This is a genomic window from Streptomyces sp. NPDC047022 (assembly GCF_040644155.1).
GTDB lineage: Bacteria > Actinomycetota > Actinomycetes > Streptomycetales > Streptomycetaceae > Streptomyces.
Genome location: NZ_JBEYVV010000030.1, coordinates 64,657 through 85,099 on the forward strand (window position 1 = coordinate 64,657; position 20,443 = coordinate 85,099).

At 68.9% G+C, this 20,443-nt stretch carries 16 protein-coding genes and 1 pseudogene; 6 read left to right on the forward strand and 11 right to left on the reverse strand.

Annotation, left to right across the window (positions count from 1 at the left end; genetic code table 11):
* Position 1: 1 nt before the first annotated feature.
* From putP to ABZ845_RS25560, 3 genes are all read right to left on the reverse strand, one after another.
* The gene (gene putP / locus ABZ845_RS25550) at positions 2-3,586 is read right to left on the reverse strand and encodes a sodium/proline symporter PutP (protein WP_360983497.1); all 3,585 of its coding nucleotides are present in this window, start codon (positions 3,584-3,586) and stop codon (positions 2-4) included.
* A gap of 771 nt (positions 3,587-4,357) precedes the next feature.
* Positions 4,358-4,600 (reverse strand): DUF5302 domain-containing protein, encoded by a 243-nt coding sequence (locus ABZ845_RS25555; protein ID WP_360983499.1) that lies wholly within the window; start codon positions 4,598-4,600, stop codon positions 4,358-4,360.
* Positions 4,601-4,812: 212 nt separating this feature from the next.
* Complete coding sequence (locus ABZ845_RS25560; protein ID WP_360983501.1) at positions 4,813-6,228, reverse strand: DEAD/DEAH box helicase; 1,416 nt, start codon at positions 6,226-6,228, stop codon at positions 4,813-4,815.
* Between the two features lie 182 nt (positions 6,229-6,410).
* On the opposite strand from ABZ845_RS25560, the gene ABZ845_RS25565 reads away from it, so the two are divergent.
* The gene (locus tag ABZ845_RS25565; protein WP_360983503.1) at positions 6,411-6,713 is read left to right on the forward strand and encodes a hypothetical protein; all 303 of its coding nucleotides are present in this window, start codon (positions 6,411-6,413) and stop codon (positions 6,711-6,713) included.
* On the opposite strand, the pseudogene ABZ845_RS25570 reads toward ABZ845_RS25565, so the two are convergent.
* Positions 6,702-7,070 (reverse strand): annotated as a pseudogene (locus ABZ845_RS25570) (nuclear transport factor 2 family protein); the annotation flags it as partial. The gene ABZ845_RS25565 and the pseudogene ABZ845_RS25570 sit on opposite strands and share 12 nt — an antisense overlap.
* A 78-nt stretch (positions 7,071-7,148) precedes the next feature.
* Here ABZ845_RS25570 and ABZ845_RS25575 point away from each other — a divergent pair.
* On the forward strand, positions 7,149-8,234 hold the full coding sequence (locus ABZ845_RS25575) for an integrase core domain-containing protein (protein ID WP_360983504.1): 1,086 nt from the start codon (positions 7,149-7,151) through the stop codon (positions 8,232-8,234).
* A 147-nt stretch (positions 8,235-8,381) separates the two neighbouring features.
* Here ABZ845_RS25575 and ABZ845_RS25580 read toward each other — a convergent pair whose 3' ends face one another.
* Positions 8,382-8,780 (reverse strand): cold shock domain-containing protein, encoded by a 399-nt coding sequence (locus ABZ845_RS25580; RefSeq protein WP_360983506.1) that lies wholly within the window; start codon positions 8,778-8,780, stop codon positions 8,382-8,384.
* 224 nt (positions 8,781-9,004) lie between these two features.
* Here ABZ845_RS25580 and ABZ845_RS25585 point away from each other — a divergent pair, with 224 nt between their 5' ends.
* Positions 9,005-10,087 carry a prephenate dehydrogenase gene (locus ABZ845_RS25585; protein ID WP_360983508.1) on the forward strand — a complete coding sequence of 361 codons (1,083 nt, stop codon included), beginning with the start codon at positions 9,005-9,007 and terminating at the stop codon, positions 10,085-10,087.
* Positions 10,088-10,368: 281 nt separating this feature from the next.
* Positions 10,369-10,764, forward strand: coding sequence for a hypothetical protein (locus tag ABZ845_RS25590; protein WP_360983510.1), 396 nt, complete (start codon positions 10,369-10,371; stop codon positions 10,762-10,764).
* 294 nt (positions 10,765-11,058) lie between these two features.
* Here ABZ845_RS25590 and ABZ845_RS25595 read toward each other — a convergent pair whose 3' ends face one another.
* Positions 11,059-11,994, reverse strand: coding sequence for a winged helix-turn-helix transcriptional regulator (locus tag ABZ845_RS25595; RefSeq protein ID WP_360983512.1), 936 nt, complete (start codon positions 11,992-11,994; stop codon positions 11,059-11,061).
* A 911-nt stretch (positions 11,995-12,905) separates the two neighbouring features.
* Here ABZ845_RS25595 and ABZ845_RS25600 point away from each other — a divergent pair.
* Positions 12,906-13,703 (forward strand): alpha/beta fold hydrolase, encoded by a 798-nt coding sequence (locus ABZ845_RS25600; protein WP_360983514.1) that lies wholly within the window; start codon positions 12,906-12,908, stop codon positions 13,701-13,703.
* Between the two features lie 130 nt (positions 13,704-13,833).
* Here the strand turns inward: ABZ845_RS25600 and hppD are convergent, their stop codons facing one another.
* The 4 genes from hppD to ABZ845_RS25620 all read right to left on the reverse strand — a co-directional run bounded on the left by hppD (position 13,834) and on the right by ABZ845_RS25620 (position 18,859).
* Positions 13,834-14,853, reverse strand: coding sequence for a 4-hydroxyphenylpyruvate dioxygenase (gene hppD, locus ABZ845_RS25605; protein ID WP_360983516.1), 1,020 nt, complete (start codon positions 14,851-14,853; stop codon positions 13,834-13,836).
* A gap of 157 nt (positions 14,854-15,010) precedes the next feature.
* Positions 15,011-16,594, reverse strand: coding sequence for an MBL fold metallo-hydrolase (locus ABZ845_RS25610; protein WP_360983518.1), 1,584 nt, complete (start codon positions 16,592-16,594; stop codon positions 15,011-15,013).
* Positions 16,595-16,987: 393 nt separating this feature from the next.
* A complete protein-coding gene (locus ABZ845_RS25615; protein WP_360983520.1) occupies positions 16,988-17,848 on the reverse strand; it encodes an ATP-binding cassette domain-containing protein in 861 nt (286 codons plus the stop codon).
* A 270-nt stretch (positions 17,849-18,118) separates the two neighbouring features.
* On the reverse strand, positions 18,119-18,859 hold the full coding sequence (locus ABZ845_RS25620) for an alpha/beta fold hydrolase (protein ID WP_360983522.1): 741 nt from the start codon (positions 18,857-18,859) through the stop codon (positions 18,119-18,121).
* Positions 18,860-19,329: 470 nt separating this feature from the next.
* Here ABZ845_RS25620 and ABZ845_RS25625 point away from each other — a divergent pair, with 470 nt between their 5' ends.
* Entirely contained in the window at positions 19,330-19,749 is a 420-nt protein-coding gene (locus ABZ845_RS25625) for a YbaK/EbsC family protein (RefSeq protein WP_360983532.1), read from the forward strand.
* A 150-nt stretch (positions 19,750-19,899) separates the two neighbouring features.
* Here ABZ845_RS25625 and ABZ845_RS25630 read toward each other — a convergent pair.
* The coding region (locus ABZ845_RS25630) for an ATP-binding cassette domain-containing protein (RefSeq protein WP_360983524.1) at positions 19,900-20,443 on the reverse strand (544 nt) is incomplete at its 5' end.

Here is a 20,443-nt window from a genome sequence, read left to right on the forward strand (position 1 = left end):
CCTAGCCGATCGCGTCAGCCGCGATGGCCTGCTCCGTCCAGATGATCTTGCCGGTCTTCGTGTACCGAGTGCCCCACCGGCGGGCCATCTGGGCAACGATCAGCAGTCCCCGTCCCCCCTCGTCGGTGGTCCGCGCGTGACGCAGCCGGGGCGCGGTGCTGCTTGCGTCGGAGACCTCACAGATCAGGCCGCGGTCCAGGATAAGACGCAGGCAGACCGGTCCGGTCGCATGGCGGATCGCGTTGGTCACCAGTTCACTGACGATGAGTTCCGTGGTGAACGTCAGATCGGGGATGCCCCATTCCGTCAACTTCCGAGCCGCGAGGTCGCGGGCGTGCGCGACGGCGGCCGGATCGGTGGACAGGTCCCAGGTGGCGACGCGGTCCGGGGCCAGGACACGGGTACGGGCGAGGAGTAGGGCCGCGTCGTCGGCAGGCGGACCCGTCAGTAGGCTGTCGATCACTCGTTTGCCGGTCTCCGCCAGGGTCGGCAGGGGCGCCGCGAGGGCATTGCCCAGTCGGGAGAGCCCGACGTCGATGTCCCGGCCGACGGACTCGATGAGGCCGTCGGTGTAGAGGGCGATGAGGCTGCCGTCTTCCAGCTCGGTCTCGATGGACTCGAAGGGGAGGTAGCCGAGGCCGAGTGGGGGCCCGGCGGGCAGGTCCAGAATGCCGGCGGTACCGTCGGGAGCGACGATCATCGGGGGGAGGTGACCGGCCCGGGCCATGGTGCACAGCCTGCTGACCGGGTCGTAGACGGCGTACAGGCAGGTGGCGCCCAGGAACGCGGTGCCCGTCGCCTCGCCCTCGGCCGCAAACGGAGCATCAATGTCGTGCGCCCCCATGAGGCCGATGACCAGATCGTCCAGATGGGCCAGCAGTTCGTCCGGAGAGAGGTCGAGGTTGGCGAGCGTGCGTACCGCGACGCGCAGGCGCCCCATGGTCGCCGCCGCGTTGATGCCGTGCCCGGCCACGTCCCCGACGACCAGCGCGACCCTTGCCCCGGAGAGCGGGATCACGTCGAACCAGTCGCCGCCCACGCCGCTGGGGGCATCCGCCGGCAGGTACCACGAGGCCACGGCGAGAGCGGATCCTCCCGTCAGGTCTTGCGGCAACAGGTAACGCTGCATGGAGCGGGCCGCCGTGCGCTCACGGGTGAAACGGCGTGCGTTGTCGATGCACACCGCCGCACGGGAGACGAGTTCCTCGGCGAGGCGGACGTCGTCGTCCTCGAAGGGGCCGAGCCGCCGGGACCGTGCGAACGTCGCGACTCCCAGGGTGACGCCGCGCGCCCGCACGGGGACCACCATGACCGAGCGGAAGTCGTAGTCCAGGAGCGAAGCGCCCAGCGTCTCGTCCTCGGTCACCCACGGACTGTTGGTGCGGTCGAGGACCCGTTCGACCAGGGTCTTGCTCTCGAGCAGACAGCGGGTCACGGGCGTGGCGGGCGCACGTCGGACTGTCTCCCCCACGGCCAGTGACGCCTCGGGGCAGCCCTCGCGGACCGACTGCTGGGCCGCACGGCGGATGACGGGCGCCATGCCGACCGGCCCGGGGGTCGGCTCCTCGCCTCTCATGACCGAGTCCAGCAGGTCGACGGCGACGAAGTCGGCGACGGCCGGCACCGCGTCGTCGGCCAGTTCCTGCGCGGTCCGGGTGACGTCCAGGGTGCTGCCGATGCGCGCGGCGGCGTCGTTGAGCAGGGCCAGGCGTTCCTGGGCCCGCCAGCGCTCGGTGACGTCGATGATCATGTACCAGATGCCGACGTTCCGGTCGTGGCGGTCCTTCATCGCGAAGAAGGAGGCGGAGATCGCGCGGCTTCGGTCGTGGACCGTGTAGCCGGCACCGCGGTACTCGTAGTCCATCACTGGCGCGCCGGTCCGAAGGACTTCGTACATCTTCTCCTCGAAGGCGTCGGCCTCGGCTTGCGGCAGGATCTCCGCCATCCGCCGGCCCAGCCGTCGTTCGAGGGGGATCTGGCGGTCCAGTGGCTCGTTCACCCAGACGTACCGCAGATCCGTGTCGAGGACTGCGATGCCGACCGGTGCGTGGCTGAGGAAGGGGGTGAGCATCAGCTGGCTCACCCCACCGCCCGGCATCCGCCAGAAGGCCCGTTTCGGAGGCCGGCCGACGAACCTGCCGAAGATCAGTGCCGCGCCGGTGGCGACCAGGACGCCCGGAATCATCTCGTAGATGCCCGACCAGAAGGGGCCGTGCAGCGGCATGACCACACGCCACAGGAGCACCGTGACTGCGCCGGACACGATCCCGGCCATCGCCCCCGCCCAGGTCATGCGCGGCCAGTACAGGGAGAGCAGGACCACCGGGCCGAAAGCGGCCCCGAAGCCGGCCCAGGCATACCCCACGATCCCCAGCAGCCCACCGCCCCTGAGCGCGATCACGGAGGCCACGAGGGTCACGAGGACGACGGCGGCGCGACCCACCCACACCAGTGCCTCGTCCGAGGCGCGCCGTTTGAGGAACGCGTGGTAGAAGTCCTCCGTGAGTGCGACGGACGACACGAGGAGCTGGCTGTCCGCCGTCGAGATGATCGCGGCGAGCACCGCGATCAGCATCACACCGGCGCCCCACGGACTGAACAGGGTCCGGCTCAGAGCGATGTACACCGTCTGCGGGTCATGGAGCGGCGTGCCGAACTGCGCGATGCCCAGCAGGCCCACGAACGTGGCACCGGCCAGCACCACGACCACCCACCCGGTCTCGATACGACGGGCCGCGGGGACGGCACCGGTACTGCGGATGCCCATGAAGCGGGCCAGGATGTGCGGCTGACCGAAATAACCGAGGCCCCAGGAGAGCAACGAGATGATCGCGACAGCACCGAGCGACCCGCTCCCTCCCGACCACCGTCCGTTCACGAAGTCGACCTTGGCACCCATGTCCAACAGGCTGGGCGTCTTGCTGTCGAGGGAGTCACGAAGCGCTGCGAAGCCACCGAACGTCGCGATACCTACGACGGGCAGCACGAGCAGGGCGAGGAACATCAGCGTGGCCTGCATGACGTGCGTCAGACTCACGGCCAGGAAGCCGCCCAGACATGAGTAAACGACGATCACCAGGGCGGTCAGGGCCACCCCGAGCCGGAACCCGGCACCGAAGATGTGCCCGAACAGCAGCCCGCCGGCCACCAGCCCACTGGCGACGTACACGGTGAAGAACACAAGGGTCACCGCCGCCGAGACCATCCGGAGCATCCTGGTGCGGTCCTCGAACCGCTCCTCCAGGTAGGCCGACAGGCTCACCGCGTTCCCGGCGCGCTCCGTGTAGGTGCGCAGCCTCGGCGCCACGAACAACCAGTTGAGGTACGTACCGAGCACCAGACCGACCGCGATCCAACTGGCCCCGACACCGGCCGCGTACACCGCTCCCGGGAACGCCAGGAACAGCCAACCGGACATGTCGCTGGCCCCTGCGGACAAGGCAGCGACGAACGCGGGGAGCCTGCGGCCTCCCAGGGCGAAGTCGGCGAAGGTGTGCGTACGGCGATAGGCCCAGACACCAGTTCCGATCATGACGGCCACGTACACGAGGAACGTGGCCACGATCGGGGCACTCAAATCGGACATAATGCCTCGCCTGCGAGGTTCATGAGCACGGGCCTACGGCCACACGACCGACAGCCGTGATCCCTACTGCACAAATGTATAGATTCCGGCCGTGGTCGGCGGCCGGTGCCGCCCGCGTCGTTGCCGACGCGGGCACTGCGCCACGCCGAAGTCGAAGAAGACCGAGGTCGCGGCAATCAGGCACGGAAGTCCTCTCCCTTCAGCATGGGCAGCCCGATCAAGAGCAGTGTCACATCGTCGTCACGCCTGGCCATGTCCGGCAGGAGTGTCTTGATCAGCTGGTCTGCGGCCTGGTCGAGGCCCGCCTGAGATGCGGAAGGTGCTGGTCGTAGCCATGAAGCACCTCACGGAACCGTTGGTGCCTCCCACTGCCCGCGCCCCCACAGCTGCCTGCGGCCTGATCAATGAGTACCGCCACGCTGCCTGACCGCACGGCATCACCACAGTGCAGAGCACCGAATCGCATTTTCGAGCGGCACAGGCCTCGGTGGCAGCGCCGGCTAGACGCGCCGGCGTCGCGCCGGGCCGTCAGCTACGTCCTGGCCACCGTGCGACGTCGCCGGTCGGACGTCCTGGCCGGAATTCCAGCGCGGCGGCGCCACCGGCCCGCGCCACCCACAGCTGGGCCCTTCCCACAGGCGAGACCGCCGACTACGCCTCATCCGCAACGCGCACAAGGGGTACGTGCACGTTGCGGGCCACTGCACGGGGCGCACGAGTGGGTGGCGCTCAGAGTGCTGGTCGAGCGGCCAGATCGCGTGACCGATCGACTCAGCCGCCGCTCTTACGCCTGAACGACCGCTGGCTCGCAGCCGGGCCGTGCGCCGCACGCACCTTCGACGCATCGGGGTTGGCGGCAACATCGGCGGCGTCCGCCTGCGCACCGCGCTTGCGCGCCAGGGCTTCGCGGAACTTGCGCTTGAGGTCGTAGTGGCCGTCGCTGTCCGGCGCCAGAGGGGACGTCTCGGGGGCAGCCGGCTCCGAACCTTCCGTAGATACGGGCTCTGCGGTCATGGTGACCTCCTGGGTTCGGGGGTGGGCAAGCACAGCTTGTCATGCCGGGCACGGTGCGGGGCGCCGGCAACATCGTCCTGCTCCGTTTCGGCGGGTATCCCTCTCGCGGCCGAGAACGTTCGCTTCGTAGGTGAAGCGCACGGGACGGCTTCGGGCCGGGCCGAGGGCCGTCGACCCGGTTGCCAGGACGTTCACGGCCAGGGCAACGGCTCTCAGCCGTTGCGACGCACGAGGGCGGCCTTGCGGGCCTCGGCAAGCTTGCGGGCCTCGCCGACCTTTCGGGACTTGCCGCCGGCGCCGCGGGAGGTGCCCTTGCTGGTGCCGATGCCACGGAAGGGAGCGTTGGTGTTCTTGGGCCGGGGGACGGCGGCACCGCCGTCGAGCGGGGTCCCGGAGGGAGCCTTGGCGCCGGTGATCCGGCTCAGCTCCGCCTCGCCCGAGCGCACCTTGGTGACGGTTGCCTCGATGCCGGCCCCGGCCATCATTCGGGTCGTCTCGCGGCGCTGGCCCGCGAGCACGAGCGTCACCACACTGCCGGACTCACCCGCGCGGGCGGTGCGACCCGCCCGGTGCACATAGTCCTTGGGGTCGGTGGGCGGGTCGACGTTGACTACGAGATCGAGGTCGTCGACGTGCAGGCCACGGGCCGCGACATTGGTCGCCACCAGAACGGTGATCTGACCGTTCTTGAACTGCGCCAGGGTCCGTGTGCGCTGTGGCTGGGACTTGCCGCTGTGCAGGGCCCCGGCGTGCACCCCGCTGGCCCGCAGATGCCTGGTGAGCTGGTCGACGGCGTGCTTGGTGTCGAGGAACAGCAGTACGCGGCCGTCGCGGGCGGCGATCTCCGTGGTGACGGCGTAGCGGTCAGGGCCGTGGATGACCAGAACGTGGTGCTCCATCGTCGTGACCATGCTCGCGGACGGGTCGACCGAGTGGACGACGGGGTCGTGGAGGTAGCGGCGGACCAGCTGATCGACGTCGCGATCCAGAGTGGCCGAGAAGAGCATCCGCTGACCGTCGGGGTGCACCTGGTCGAGGACGTCGACAACCTGCGGCAGGAATCCCAAGTCACACATCTGGTCGGCCTCGTCGAGCACGGTGATCCGCACCCTTCCCAGGTGGCAGGCGTTGCGCTCGATCAGGTCGTGCAGGCGTCCGGGCGTGGCGACGACCACCTCGGCTCCATGGCGCAGCGCGGCGACCTGCCTGCCGATCGACATACCGCCGACGACCGTGGCCATCCGCAGCCGCAGTGCCTCGGCGAACGGCGCCAGCGCCTCAGTGACCTGTTGGGCCAGCTCCCGGGTGGGCACAAGGATCAGCGCGAGGGGCTGCTTCGGTTCGGCGCGCCGCCCAGCCGTACGTGTCAGCAGTGGCAGGCCGAAGGCGAGCGTCTTGCCCGATCCGGTGCGCCCGCGCCCCAGGACATCGCGCCCCGCCAGGCCATCGGGCAGTGTGGCGGCCTGGATCGGAAAGGGTTCTCGCACCCCGAGTCCGCTCAGTGTCCGCAGCACCTCCACCGGCAGTTCCAGACCGGCGAAGGAGACGGTCGGGGGCGGCGCCGGGGTCGTGGCCCCGGGCTGGGCGGGACCGGCGTGAGTGCTGCCGGAGTCATCGGGATGCTTCATGAAGCGCCTTCCGCAGGGGAACGTACCGAGGAAGGCCCGGCAGGATCGAACAGCCCACGCACAAACGGAACCGAACAAGCAGAATCGCCCACCGCGACGACCACGCAAATGCATGACCTTAACACAAGGCATAATCGCCCGGTGATACCGATCGCCCCTGCCGCGAGAAGGCCTGCTCGCACGTGCCCACGCGGCGGACCTGCCCCCAATGCGAGCGGGAGTTCACCACGATCCTCAGCCCGAAGCGCCTGGTCTGCTCGGGTGAGCGTCGCACCGCCTGCCGCCAGGCCCAGACGGAGAGCCGGACCTGCCCGGTCTGCGAGAACTCCTTCGAAGCGAGGCGTAGGGTCCGCACCGGCTACTGCTCGGCGGTCTGCCGCCGCGAAGCCGAGCACCGCCGGGACAGGGCCCTGGGCGAGGACTGGGCCCGCCGCCTCGGCCAGGCACCACCCGCGCTGCCGGCCCGGGTGTCGTCAGGCGTGTGATGCATCCGCGGCGGGGAATCCTTCCGTTCCGCCGCCGAAGGGTAGGAAGACAGTGCGGCTGGCGAGGAACCAGGCGCCGTCGATCTTGCGGAAGATGTCCTCGTAGTGGCCGACGTTCGCCGGGAGCCTGGGCTCGATCATTCCACCTAAGTAGCCATCGACGCGGTATGTCGTCAGATACGAGACCGCCCGCGCTGCCGCCTCGGGATCCACGGTCACCAGGATGTTCGTCATCAGACGGCGCGACAACCTGTCCGCCGGACGAGAGGCGAAGTAGGCCCGCAGGGCCTCGCGCCCCTCGACGCGCCGGTCCCCGAAAGGCCAGTGCCAGACACCATCGGGCGTGAACAACTCGGCCTGTGCCGTTCAGAAACTCATCGTTGCTGCTCGGAGTATGTCTGGCGCGCCGCGATGGCCTCCTGGAACCCTGGCTGGATGTTCGTCTCACTCATGTACCAGGTGACCCGGAAGCTGCTGTCGGTCCCGGCGGTACTGGTGCGCCAGCGCGCGGCGAAGGACGCCGAGTTGCTGGTGCTGCAGCATGAGAACGCGGTGCTGCGCAGGCAGCTCACGGGCCCGGTGCGGTATGAGCTGGCGGACCGACTGTGGTTCGCGGCACTGTCCGGGCTGATCCCGCGACGTCGGTGGTCGCGCGCTTTCCCGGTCACGCCCGCGACCCTTCTGGCGTGGCACCGAAGACTCATCGCACGCAAGTGGGACTACAGCAAGCGCCGCAGAAGGCCGTGCAGGCCACCGACCATGAGCGCGGTAAGGGCGTTGGTGGTGCGGCTGGCCCAGGAGAATCCGCGTTGGGGCTGTCGTCGGATTCAGGGCGAACTCGTTCGTCTGGGGCATCCGATCGGCACCACGACGGTCTGGGAGATCCTGACGGCTTCCGGCATCGATCCGGCCCCGCGTCGCAGCGGACCGACATGGCGTGAATTCCTGACCGCGCAAGCCGAGGGCATCATCGCCTGCGACTTCGTGCACATCGACCTGATCGACCTGCGCCGCGTGTACGCATTGGTCTTCCTCGAGCACGGCACGCGCCGACTACACATTGCAGGAGTTACTGCGCATCCGACCGGGCCGTGGACGGTGCAGCAGGCGAGAAACCTCGCCCTCGAGTTGGGTGTCCGGGTCGACTGTCTCCGCCTCCTGATCCGCGACCGAGACGCGAAGTTCACCGAGTCCTTCGACGCGGTCTTCGCAGCCGACCACATCGAGACCCTGAGGACCGCACCGCGAGCTCCTCGGATGAACGCGCACTGCGAACGGGCCATCGGAACCCTGCGGCGCGAAGCCCTCGACCACCTGCTGATCTGGAACAAGGCCCACGCCCGGCAGGTCCTGGACAGCTACGCCCGGCACTACAACCACCATCGCCCACATCAGGGCCGGGGACAGCTTGCTCCCCTCACCCAGGTGCACCCTGCAACCGTGACTAACCTGACCGCGCGCCGACTCCTCCGCACCCGAGTACTCGGCGGCGTCATCAACGAGTACAGATATGTAGCCTGACCAGCGGCGACGAGTTTCCGAACGGCACAGGATCGGCCCTGTGCAGTCTGGCGCCCACGACGGGCTGGCTCGTCGTCTTCCGTATGGTGCAGGCGGTGGGCGGCATCGCCCGGCCGCTCGGTGAATACCGTCACCGCCAAAGGCGGCTCAGTCCTCGGTCCAGTTGTGCTTCTTCGCGAGGATCACGAGGTCATTGCGGATCTGCAGAATCTGCTGTGCCGTCAATGTCGGGGCGGCCTGCAGCAAGAGCTCGGTGACCTCGCTCATGTACTCAACGGTCGGCAGGACATCACATAGGGAGTCGTCACCCGACCCCGCCGACGACGCGAACTGCACCGTGGCACCCGGCGCGAGTCGGATGTTCGAGGCCTTGGGCCCTCGATCGCCCTCCTCGACCTCAAACTCGACCATCAGACCGGTACGCACCATGGATTCTGGAATGACGAGGTCATTCACATGGAGGAAGACGTCCCCATCACCGTCGTCCGGGGCAATGAACCCAAAACCCCGCGCACTGTCGAACCTCACCACACGACCAGCGACCACACCAACCCCCAAACAATCCGGACCCATTGCCCGAAAGAATTCGCAGGGATTCTATCAGCACCAAGCGAATTCTGGGCAGCGAGCACCCGGTCCAGCCCTGTGCGGGGTGACTGCGTCTGTAGTGCGGCCCGTGCGTGTTCAGCCTTCGTGCGCCTTCAATTGGCTGGTACCGGCCGTCTATGGTCCCGGCAGACCGAGCAACCGACGGGATGGAGCGTGCCGCCATGCACTCCGCATTGGTGATCGGTACGGGGCTGATGGGCACTTCGGTGGCGTTGGCTCTGCGAGCGCGTGGGGTGAGCGTGCATCTCCGGGATGTGGACTCCACAGCGGTGCGGACCGCCGCTGCCCTGGGGGCGGGCGATCCGCACGACCCGGCGGAGGCCGTGGACCTGGCGGTGGTGGCCGTGCCGCCACCGCTGGTGGGCCGCGTACTGGCGGAAGCACAGGCGGCGGGGACGGCGCGGCACTACACGGATGTGGCGAGCGTGAAGGCGGAGCCACGGCACGATGCCCTTGCTCTCGGCTGTGACACGTCCTGCTACATCGGGGGTCATCCGATGGCCGGCGCCTCCCGCAGCGGCCCGCTCACTGCCCGGGCCGATCTGTTCGAGGGACGTACCTGGGCCCTCACCCCCACGGCCGACACCGACACGGAGACACTCAATATGGCGCTGCGTCTGGTGGCGCTGTGCGGTGCCGTGCCGGTCGTGATGGAGGCCTCCGCCCACGACCGTGCGGTGGCGCTGGTTTCCCACGCACCCCATGTCGTGGCGAGTCTGGTGGCCATGCGCCTGGAAAACGCCGGAGAACGCTCGGTGAGCCTGGCGGGGCCGGGTCTCAGAGACCTCACGCGGGTGGCGGAGGCCGACCCCCGGCTGTGGATCGGCATCCTGAGCGCCAACGCCCTGGCGGTGGCCGACCTGCTGGAGGAGCTGGGCGCCGACCTGGACCAGATGATCGAGGGTCTCCGCTCCATCGCGACGACGGACGAAGCCAAGCGCCGCGCCGGTGCGGAGACCGTCGAGAGGATGCTGCGGAAGGGGCAGCGGGGCCGTGGCCGGATCTCCGGCAAACACGGCAACCAGCCCGAGCACTTCGAGGTGGTGACCGTGACGATCGGGGACCAGCCGGGCGAGCTGGCACGGCTGTTCAACGATGTCGACAAGGCGGGCGTCAATATCGAGGATCTGCGCATCGAGCACGCCACCGGCCGGCCCACCGGCCTCGTCCACCTCAGCGTCGCCGCCGGACTGGCGGCACAACTCTCCGAGGCCCTTCAACCACTGGGCTGGCGGCGGCACTGACGGACCTGGCTGGCAGATGGCATTCCGCACCCACCACACGCGCCGGAAGGAATGCGATCAGAAACTTCAGGACATCCAGCTTCGGACGGGTGCATTCCATCGTCCGCGTCCGCTGGACGTTACACACACTGGTGTTTTTGTTCGTGCTCATGGTTTCCTCGCATGCGCATCGGATGATGAATCACCGATTCGCCGGAGCGAGCCTCATGGACGTTTTGCTCGAGAGGTGTCCGGCTCGCTGCTCATCCCCCCAGTCTTTCGAGAGAGGATGAATTGAGACCATGAAGAACATTCTCCGTTCGACTGCCTTAGCAGGCGTCACCGGGGCACTCATGCTGCTGGCCGTACCCGTTTCGCACGCGGCGGCCACACCCCAGTCCGCGTCGTGCGTCTCCGTGAGCGACGCCAAGTCCTGGGGCGACGGCCAGATCACTGTGTGTCCGCAGAGCGACGGCACCGCTCATGTGACCGGCTACGTCGAAAACCTGCAGCCGTGGAAGCCTTGGGACGAAGACCCCTGCGTGGCATGGATGATCAACCTCACCGGGAGCGACTACTCGTTCACCCCCGATGCCTGCCCGGTCTACAACCAGACGAGCAACAAGGTGACGCTGAACTACAGTTTCAAGCCGACCTCTCCGGTGACCGGCGCAACCTTGGCCACCGTCTACGTGTGAGGTCGAACCCTCCACCTCCGGGGTCAGCGCAGTCCGGTGACACCCCTGGCTAGCCCGGGCCCTGCTACTTCCTCAGGGAGCGGCAGGGCCCGTCCGCGTCCGCTGTCGGCCTCGGCCACTGGGCTCGGTCGTCCTGTTCGCGGTGGCGGTCTGCGTCCCGGCCCTGGCCCACCGCACCCGGCTCGAGCCCGCACGGTGTGCGGGGGTTCGCCGAGGTCGGCAGGAGCGGGGCGTCCGGCCATGTCGGCTTGGCCGGCCACCATGGTCCTGCCGATCCTCGGCGCGCGCCTGTTCCTATGCGCCCATGCCGACCTGCTGCTGCGACACCTGGGCCTCCACGCTCATGGCCCGGATGCTCTCGTCCAGTTCCTGCGCGAACTCCATCCAGGTCTCGGCGTACTGGCGCGCGAGGTCGACGACGAGGTCGCAGCAGTGCGTCGGCACGACGGCGACCAGTTTGTGCCACATCTGGTTGCCGAGCGCATTCTGCTGGAGCAGGCGCAGCAGGTGGCGCCCGTCCTCCTTGTGGCGCAGGGACGGGTCCCTGAGCAGTTTGTCCAGGAGCTCGACCGGGTCCGGCTGCTCGACCCGTCGCACCTTGCGGACGGTCCGCTGGGCGGGAATGCGCCCGGGGACCGCCGGCAGGCCTGCATCGGCGGACGACTCGTCGGCGACGGCCCGCCGGCGCTCGGCGACCGGGAGTTCCCCGGACAGCAGCCGCTTGCGCACGTCACTGACGGTGGCGGGCGAGATCCCGGCGCGCCGCGCGACCTCGCGCAGCGAGGCATGCGGGTTCTCGGCGATCAGCTCGGCGGCTCTTCGGCGGCCTTCGGCGCTGTTCAGCGGCCGTAGTTTGCCGTCCCGTCCGATCCTGGCCGTCGGCTGTTCCTGCGACAGGGCCAGACTGCGCCGGATCGCGGCCACCGACTTCGTCCCGAGGCCCGACGCCTTGGCGATGGCCCGGTCGGACATCTGTGGGTGGGCCTCGACGATCCGCGCGGCCGCGGCCCGCCGGTCCTCCTGGGAGAGCGGAAGCCCGTGCGTCACGTTCGCCTCGACGGCCCGCAGGAACGCCTCGTCGGGGGTGCCGTCGAAGAATTCCGCCTCGATGGTCTCCTGTCCCCTGAGGCAGGCGGCCAGGAGGCGGTGCATCCCGTCGATCACGCGCATGGTGCTGCGGTCCACGAGAATGGGAGGAAGCTGATCGTTGAGTTCGGCGAGCCGGGCCACGTGCTCCGTGTCCTGCCCGTCGAGGCGGGGCGAATCTCCGGGGATGAGTAAGGCGATCGGGACGGAGACGACACCTCGTCCATGAATTGCCTTGCTTCTGGCAAGGTGATCCGAACCTCTTACAGGATCGAACCCCACCGAATCCACCACATCACTGTCGTCGCGACTCATTCTGTTTTCCCCCATTGATGGACGGATCAACCCGTCAGTCGTCGATCACGACTGATCAGGGCCGGAGTTCCCAGGACGGCACCTCCGGGCGCCGTCCGGGGTTCAGGAGCTGAGCCCTCAGAAGCCGGACAGCGCTCGACAACCACTGCCGATGGAGCCGATCGCAAATTAGGTAAGGCAACGCTTTCCTGTCCCGTGAGTCACATGAGCAACTTCCGAACACCCGTACCCATGTTCGCTCTCAAGCGCAGCAGTGTCGAGCCACAGGCGAGATCCAATCCGCCGACGACCGACCCTCAACCGCGGCTGAAGAGGGAGGAGTTCAGCTGCAGCGTTGCGTCGGTTGAACATCTCCTAGGCGAAAGCGCGCCATCGGCCTCGCGAATCCGATCGACGATTCCGATGCCGAGTACCGGAGCCACTCCGCCGGGTCAACCGGCACCGCGAGCCCGTCGGGCCGACTGTTCAACTGGCCCCGCGCTTCGGTTGAACAGCAAACGAGAGCGTGAACTCGGCCGCGCCGGGCCGCACCTTGATCGACACGACGGCCCGGTGTCATCGTGACATGCTGCCACACCGCGGCGAGGGGCCCGAGCCCCTCCGCACCGGCGATCACTGACTCCTCGGCGCCCGGGGGGTCACCTCCCCTCCGGCCGCGGACAGCCGGCCCGGACTCACCACCCGTTCGACATCCAGGAGGCCGTCATGCCCACACCCGTCGCCGGCGGGGGAGCACCGTCATGCCCTTCGTGAACTCCAACGGCATCCGGCTGTCCTACCAGCGGTCCGGCCATGGGGAGCCGGTGCTCCTCATCATGGGTTCAGGAGCCGCCGGCCGGGTCTGGACCATGCACCAGACCCCGGCCCTGAACAAGGCCGGCTACGAGACGATCGTCTTCGACAACCGGGGCATCGCCCCCTCCGACGCGCCCTTGGGGGAGTACACGCTCGCCGACATGACCGCCGACACCCTCGGCCTGATCGAGGCGCTGGAGATCGGGCCGTGCCGGATCGTCGGAACCTCGATGGGCTCCATGATCGCCCAGGAGATCGCGCTCGCCCGGCCGGACCTGGTGCAGTGCGCCGTCCTTCTGGCCACCCGGGCCCGCTCGGACGCCACCCGCCGGATGATGCAGGCCGCGGAGCGCTCACTGACCGCTTCCGGCATCACGCTGCCGCCCAAGTACGAGGCGGTGCGCACGGTTCTCGAGATGCTCTCCCCCACCACGCTCAACGACGACGACGTCGCCGCGGGCTGGCTGGAGATATTCGAGCTGACGGCCGGCCAGAGCGCGCCCGGCCAGCAGAGCGTGGACGCCACCGGTGACCGCCGCGAGGCCCTGCGCCAGGTAGCCGTACCCTGCCGCGCGATCGCCTTCTCCGACGACCTCATCTGCCCGCCGCATCTGGTCGCAGAGGTCGCTGACGCCATTCCGGACTGCGACTACCTGGAGATTCCCCGGTGCGGCCACCTGGGGAACCTGGAGAACCCGGACGCGGTCAACACGGCGATCATCGAGTTCCTTGACAAGAACTGACGGGCGGGCGGACCAGCAAGGGGACGGTCCGGTACAGGGCCACGGCACACAGCCACCGGGCCGGCGGCTGGGTCGTGGGCCCTGCGGCTCCTCAGCCTCGGACCGGCGCACGCGTGCGTCGCTGAGCCCGTCAGGAGGTCAGCCGGTCGCGCTCGACGGCTTCGTAGAGGGCCCGGATGTTGGCGCTGCCGAAGCCCCGGGAGCCTTGGCGCTGGATGAGCTCGAAGAAGAGGGTGTTGCGCTCGTAGGGCGAGCGGCTGAACACCTGGAGGAGGTGGCCCCACTCGTCCCGGTCGGCCAGCACCTGGGCCTTGCGCAGCTCGGATATCCGCTGGGCGTCCCCTTCGAAGCGCTCGGCCGGCAAGTCGTAGTACGCGTCGGGGGTGTTGAGGAACTCGACGCCACGGTCCCGGGCTTCGCCGACCGCGGCGATGATGTCGTCGACGAGGAACGCCAGGTGCTGCAGGCCCGGTCCGCTGTTGCGCTCCAGGTAGGTGTCGAGCTGTCCGCGCTCCTTCGCCGGATCCGGCGCGACGAGGGTGAAGGTGGCACGGCCGGAGGCGCTGCGCACCACGATGGAGTCCATCGCCTGGCCGCCGACGGAGACGTATTCGCAGGAGTACCGGGAGAAGCCGAAAGCGTCCCGGTAGTAGTCGGCGTACCAGTCGAGGGTGCCGCCCGCGAGACAGACCGCGACGTGGTCGAGCAGCCGGATCCGGGCGGGCGTGACCGTCGGCATGGGCAGGCAGGGCATCCATCGGCGGCCGTCGGCGAGCAGTTCGCCCTGCGGGACGGCGGCCGGGAGCAGGGTGTGGACGACACCGCCGAAGCCCGAGACCACGAGGTTGCCGCGGGCCGAGTCGAGCCGCATGACGCCGGCCCCCACCGCCCGCTCGCCGGCTGCCGCCGGGTCGTCGCAGCTGAAGGCGAGGTCGGCGATGCCGTCGCCGTGGCTGTCGAGGAAGCGCCAGATGCCCCGGCCCGAGGTGACCACCAGCTTCACGTCCCCCTGGCACAGCAGCACGGAGCTGCGGTCGGTCTCCACCGAGTCCGCGACCTTGCTGAAGCCCAGGGCCGAGACGAAGTAGTCGACGGCGGAGACTTTGTCCGAGGTGAACAGTTCGCAGTAGACGATGTCCTGCACAGCCATGTGCTGGCTACCTCCTGAACGGGCCGATTGCCGATGGCGTTTCGTGGGGGACGTGGCTTCGCGGATCCGGGCAGACGGACGGGGCAGGGCCGCCGGGTCTTCGCGGCTCACGAAGGCCTGGTGCCCTGCCCCGACGGGCCCTGCCGGTGCCGCGGTGCTACCAGCGCCACTCCTGCTGCTTGAAGAGGTGGCCGGCCTTGATGTTGCGGTCCTTGCACCAGGCGAGGAACTCGTCGATCTGCTTGAGCTGGTAGGTGTCCTCGTTGTAGGTGGTGGCCATCACATGGCCGAGCCACTCCTCCTCGCCCATGGCGTAGACGTACGCCTCGCGGGCGCCGAGCTCGGTCATGATGGCGGCGGCCTGCTCGGCGTTGGATCCGGAGAGCTTGCGCGTGCTGGTCATCTTCTTGGGCATGGGGACGGTCAGCAGCGCCTGGTAGAGCCAGATCAGCGACGCGCCGTCGCATTCCATGCCGAGGAACGCGATGTCGGCGGTGCCCAGATGGTCCTTCACGTAGCGGTAGAGCGAGGGCTCGATGCCGGAGGAGTCGGCGCCGATGAAGACCTTCTTGCCGGCCAGCTCGGCCCAGTAGGTGGACTTGGCGCGGATGTCCAGGTCGCAGTGCTCGCCGAGGAACGGCGTTGCGGTGATCTTGCCGCCGGGGAACTCGACCTCGTCGAAGTCGTCGACCTCGATGACGTTGAAGCCCTGGTTCCGGAGCATCAGCGCCATCGACGGGTCGGCGAGATTGCCGCGCGAGGAGCGCGGGACGACGATCGCGCCGAGGCGGCCGCGCAGCTGGAGCAGGGTCTCCAGGACGATGTGGTCCTGGTGGCCGTGGGTGATCAGCACCAGGTCGATGAAGTCCGGCAGGTCGTCCAGCGTGTACCGGTCGCCGGCGGTGCTGTCGGCGCTGATGAAGGGGTCGGTGACGATCGCGGCCTCGGGCGTCTGCAGGACCAGGCAGGCGTGCCCGAAGTAGCGGATCCGGCCGCCGCTGTCGATGTGGCGGTCCTCGGACAGCTCCGGACGGTCGGTCAGCAGTTTGGTGAGCTGGGTGGCCTGGGCATCGTCCAGACCCAGCGCCTCGCGGAGGTGGGCGAGCGTGGCGCCGTGCACACGGGCCTTGAACAGCTCGGCGAGGCCCTCGTGACGGAACGGGATGTCCAGCTCCAGGACGTCCGGCGAGGGCAGACGCGGGGTGCTCAGAATGAACGGGCGCTCGATCCCGGTCTCCAGGGAGAGCTGCACCGACTGGCGAGACTCGTCGTAGACCTTGCTCTTGTAGACCAGAGGCTCCATGAAGCGGATCTGTGCCTGGTTGTCGGTGTCGTACACGAGCTCGACGAGGCCGCCCAGTTCCTCGGGCATCTTGGAGTAGAGCGGGGTGAGGTCGTAGCCGGTGGCGTTCGCGCGCAGGATCTCCTGGCCGGCGGCGATCGCCTCGGCGAAGCGCAGCATGTCCGCCCGGTCACGCTTGATCGTGGCGAGCAGGTCGCGGACCTCGTCGGCGCGCGACTCGGGGATGTTGATGAAGTAACCCCCGCGCAGCTCCAGGTTGTTGCTCGCCGTGACGTGCACCTGGGGCGACTGCAGGTACGACTCCAGCAGCGGCACCTGCAGGAACGCGAGGTTCATCGCCGCCTGCACCGGCGCGATGGTGTACGGCCAGGCGAAGAACCTGTCCACCAGCGGCTCGATGATGGCCTTCGACCGCAGGAAAAGCTTCTCGTCGGGCATCTGCTCCCTCTCTCCAGAAATAAACCAGAAGGAATTGACCAAGCGGCCGGGAGGTAACCGGAATCACGGGTGCTCGGCCGCACGTTGACGGAATGACGACCAGAGAGAATCAGCTCGGGCCGGAGCCCGGAAAGCCGACGAAACCACATCCGCCTCGCCATACACGGATTGCCGCACGCAGCGCGCTCTCCGGAATCAGGATGGCCCGGGGCGGCGCAGTGGATCAATACTCGCCCGCCGCGCACGGTCCTTGAACAGGAAGCCGGACGCCGGGTGGCCCGAAAAGGCCCAGGACGTCCGCTCCCCCTGTGCAACTGCGTCGGCGCGCCGGTTGAACAGCCGGCCCGTCGGGTGGGCAGAGGGGCGGCGCCGGGAAAGACTGACGGGCGTGCGTCAGCGCCCGGGTTTCTCCGGGACGAGCTCGTGCACCGGTACGACGTTGAGGAAAGCGACGTCCCCGATGCGCTGCGCGGTCAGGCCCGTCACCGTGAGCGACTGGTCGTCGTTCAATACCACCGAGGCACCCTCGTCGGCCAGGAGCGCGGTCAGCACCGCGACGTCGGGGGTGCGTACCAGCACCCGAGGCCTGGCCTCACGGCCGAGGAGCAGCGTTGCCCGCCGCCCCTCGACCCTGCGGCCGTCCGAGACGACCACCAGGTCCTCGGCCAGGCCGGTGAGTTGTATCGGGGGCTGGCCGGAGACGAGCACGGTGCGGCCCTCACCGGCCAGCCGCCGGAACAGGTTGCCCGCCCAGGCCAGCCCGCAGTGGTCCAGCCCGTTGAGCGGCTCGTCGAAGACCAGGACCGGCGGGTCGCCGAGCAGCGCACAAGCGACGCCGAGGCGTTGGCGCATGCCCAGCGAGAAGGTGCCGATCCGGCGGTCCTCCACCTCGGCCAGGCCGGCCTCGTCCAGCACCTGGTCCACCCGGCCGCGGGGCAGCCCGTACCGGCGGACCAGCCCGGTGAGGGACTCCCGGGCGGTGTTGCCGGCATGGCGGCAGTACACGCCGCTGGTTTCCAGAAGTACGCCGACCTCGCGCGGCCCGGGCGGGCCGTCGCGGAACTCCCGGCCGGCGATCGAGGCGCTGCCGTCGGTCGGAGTGCTCAGGCCCAGCAGCAGCCGCAATGTCGTGCTTTTGCCCGCGCCTTCCGGCCCGAGCAGTCCGGTGACGCGTCCGGCCTCGGCCGTGAAGCTCAGACGGTCGACGACCGTGGCTCTGCCGTGACGTTTCGTCAGTTCTCTGATCTCGATCATGATCACCATGGTGAAGAGGGCCGGGCCCGCACCGCATCGGACCTTGGGCGGCAACGACCGACGGAACCTGTCAACCCCTGGGCTGACATCTGCAGCCCGACGCCGCCCGGGAGCGGATCTGTTTTCGGCCACCGCGACCGGTCGTCCACGGCCGCCTCACGCCCGCGAGGACGGCCAAGTCTTTCCGACGAAGATCCCTCCCTGCAAAGCGGAGGGTGCCGCCCGTACGCGTTGCGGGCCGGGGGCCGTCGGGCTCCCGGTCCGCCACCGTCACCAGGCCGGAAGGCGGTGGGCGCCGAGACGGTCGGTCAGCAGGGCCACCAGCTCGGCCGCCCGCTCGTCGACGAAGAAGTGGTCGCCGGGCACCTCCAGGCACTCCACCACGCCAGTGGAGTAGTCGCGCCAGGATTCCGCCCGGGCCGCGGTGGCGGTGATGTCCTCCACTCCCGAGAGCACCAGCAGGTCGGTGGAGACCGGCACCGGGGTACGGTTCCGGTTGGCCTCGGCGTAACGGCCGTAGAGCCCCACGTCGTGCCGCAGGACCGGCATCACCAGCTCGCGGATCGCCCGGTTGGTGAGCATCTCCAGGTCCAGGCCCCGGTAGAGGTCCGCGAAGGTCCCGAGGAAAGCGTCGTCGTCCAGTCCGCCGAACCACTCGGGCTCCCAGGGCAACTGTGACGGCGCCGGGCAGGCAGCCAGCACCAGCAGCGCAGGCGGGCGGCCCGCCGCCTCGGCGGCCAGCGTCAGTTCGTAGGCGACCAGCGCGCCCATGCTCACCCCGAACAGCGCGTACGGCCGCTCCCCCGCGCCGAGCAGCTCTGGGAGCAACCGCGCCGCCAGCTCAGGAAGGTCGGCCGCCGGAGCCTGGCCCATGGTCAGCAGGTGCCCCGGGTAGTCGAGGCCGGACAGGCGCGGGGCGCCGGCCGGCCGCGGCCACTTGCTGAAGATCATGCTCGTACCGCCCGCATAGGGCAGGCAGAACATCTGCTCTATCCGGTCCGACTCCGTCATCGGTGGCTCCCCCACTCTCGAAGGCCGGTCTCGAAGGCCCCCCGTCAACTCTGCCTCCATCTTGAGTGGTTCGGCGTGTGCCGCGGGAGCGGTTCTCCGAAAAACCTACCGCAAGCCGGGGGAACTCGCCGAAATAGCGGCGCGACGGCGATTTATACGGCACCTGTTCACCGTTCGGTCGAGATGACGTGCGGGGTGCGGTCAATACGATGGCGATCCCGTGGATTCGCGCGCCCCACGAGTCGCGCACGAATGGTGAGCAGGCGGCCAGATCCCGCTGGACCAAAACACCGATGGGCGGCACTCATCCGCCCGTGAACCTTTTTCTCGTTGCGGAGACCTCATGCATTGCCTTGCTCTGTCCGTCCGATGCATACCCGTTCACCGGCAGGTGATCCCCGGTGATTGACAATCGCGATGTCCTGCAGAAACTGACCGACTTGTTCGAGGCCGCCGCCGCGTCCTACCGGATGATTCCGCACCCTCCCGAGGGGCGGACCGACGTGGCCAGCCGGTTGCGGCGGCACCCGCTGGAGCAGGCTGCCAAGTCCATCGTGGTGCGGGTCGCCACCGGCAAGCGCTCCCGGCGCTATGTGCTCGCGGTGGTTCCCGGTGACCATCGGGTCGACCTGGACGCGCTGGCGCAGCGGTACGGCGGCCGGGAGGCCTCCTTCGCCGCCCGCGAGGTCGCCGAACGGCTGGCTGGCAGCATCAGCGGCTCGATCACGCCCTTCGCGTTCTCACCCGAGCTGGACCTGCTGGTCGACGAGGGCCTGTTGGTCCATGACGAGATCTACTTCAACGCCGGCCGGCTGGACCTGTCGGTCGCGCTCTGCGTCGCCGACTACGTGGCGCTGGCCCGGCCCACCGTGGCACCGATCGCGGCCTGAGCCGCCGCCGCTGTTCAACCGGCGCGAGGGCGCGGTTGGACAGCGGCGGCGTGGCAGGTGTAACGCGGCTGCCGTGTTCTGAGCCCGGCGTCCGGCGTCTCGGGCCCGAGTCCTCCTCGGCGCCGAGCGGCTCGTCGGACTGCCCTGACCTCAGCGGAGCTCCGCTTCACGTGCCGACGTGCCCTGCGTCTGGAACTGGGTGTGGTAGAGGTCGGCGTAGAGGCCGTTGGCGGTCAGGAGTTCGTCGTGGGTGCCGTGTTCGCGGATGCGTCCGGCCTCGACGACCAGGATCTGGTCGGCCTCGCGGATGGTGGAGAGCCGGTGGGCGATCACCAGGGAGGTGCGGCCGGCGAGCGCGGTCTTCAGGGCGCGCTGGATGGCTGCCTCCGACTCGGAGTCCAGGTGGGCCGTGGCCTCGTCGAGTACGACGATCGGCGGGGCCTTGAGCAGCAGCCGGGCGAGGGCTATCCGTTGCTTCTCACCGCCGGAGAGGCGGTAGCCGCGGTCGCCGACGACGGTGTCGAGTCCGTCGGGCAGGGCGTTGACGGCGTCCCAGATCAGTGCGGCCCGGCAGGCTTCGATGATCTCCTGCTCGCTCGCGCCCGGGCGGGCGTAGTCCAGGTTGGCGCGCAGGGTGTCGTGGAAGAGGTGGGCGTCCTGGGTGACCACGCCGACGGTGTCGCGCAGTGACTGC

Excerpts from the sequence above, each read along its gene's own strand:
- ABZ845_RS25560 (WP_360983501.1), bottom strand. The coding sequence starts at position 6,228 with ATGAAGCATCCCGATGACTCCGGCAGCACTCACGCCGGTCCCGCCCAG.
- ABZ845_RS25600 (WP_360983514.1), top strand. The coding sequence starts at position 12,906 with ATGCCCTTCGTGAACTCCAACGGCATCCGGCTGTCCTACCAGCGGTCC.
- ABZ845_RS25625 (WP_360983532.1), top strand. The coding sequence starts at position 19,330 with ATGATTCCGCACCCTCCCGAGGGGCGGACCGACGTGGCCAGCCGGTTG.
- ABZ845_RS25585 (WP_360983508.1), top strand. The coding sequence starts at position 9,005 with ATGCACTCCGCATTGGTGATCGGTACGGGGCTGATGGGCACTTCGGTG.
- ABZ845_RS25620 (WP_360983522.1), bottom strand. The coding sequence starts at position 18,859 with ATGACGGAGTCGGACCGGATAGAGCAGATGTTCTGCCTGCCCTATGCG.
- ABZ845_RS25615 (WP_360983520.1), bottom strand. The coding sequence starts at position 17,848 with ATGATCGAGATCAGAGAACTGACGAAACGTCACGGCAGAGCCACGGTC.
- ABZ845_RS25575 (WP_360983504.1), top strand. The coding sequence starts at position 7,149 with ATGTTCGTCTCACTCATGTACCAGGTGACCCGGAAGCTGCTGTCGGTC.
- ABZ845_RS25555 (WP_360983499.1), bottom strand. The coding sequence starts at position 4,600 with ATGACCGCAGAGCCCGTATCTACGGAAGGTTCGGAGCCGGCTGCCCCC.
- hppD (WP_360983516.1), bottom strand. The coding sequence starts at position 14,853 with ATGGCTGTGCAGGACATCGTCTACTGCGAACTGTTCACCTCGGACAAA.
- putP (WP_360983497.1), bottom strand. The coding sequence starts at position 3,586 with ATGTCCGATTTGAGTGCCCCGATCGTGGCCACGTTCCTCGTGTACGTG.
- ABZ845_RS25590 (WP_360983510.1), top strand. The coding sequence starts at position 10,369 with ATGAAGAACATTCTCCGTTCGACTGCCTTAGCAGGCGTCACCGGGGCA.
- ABZ845_RS25610 (WP_360983518.1), bottom strand. The coding sequence starts at position 16,594 with ATGCCCGACGAGAAGCTTTTCCTGCGGTCGAAGGCCATCATCGAGCCG.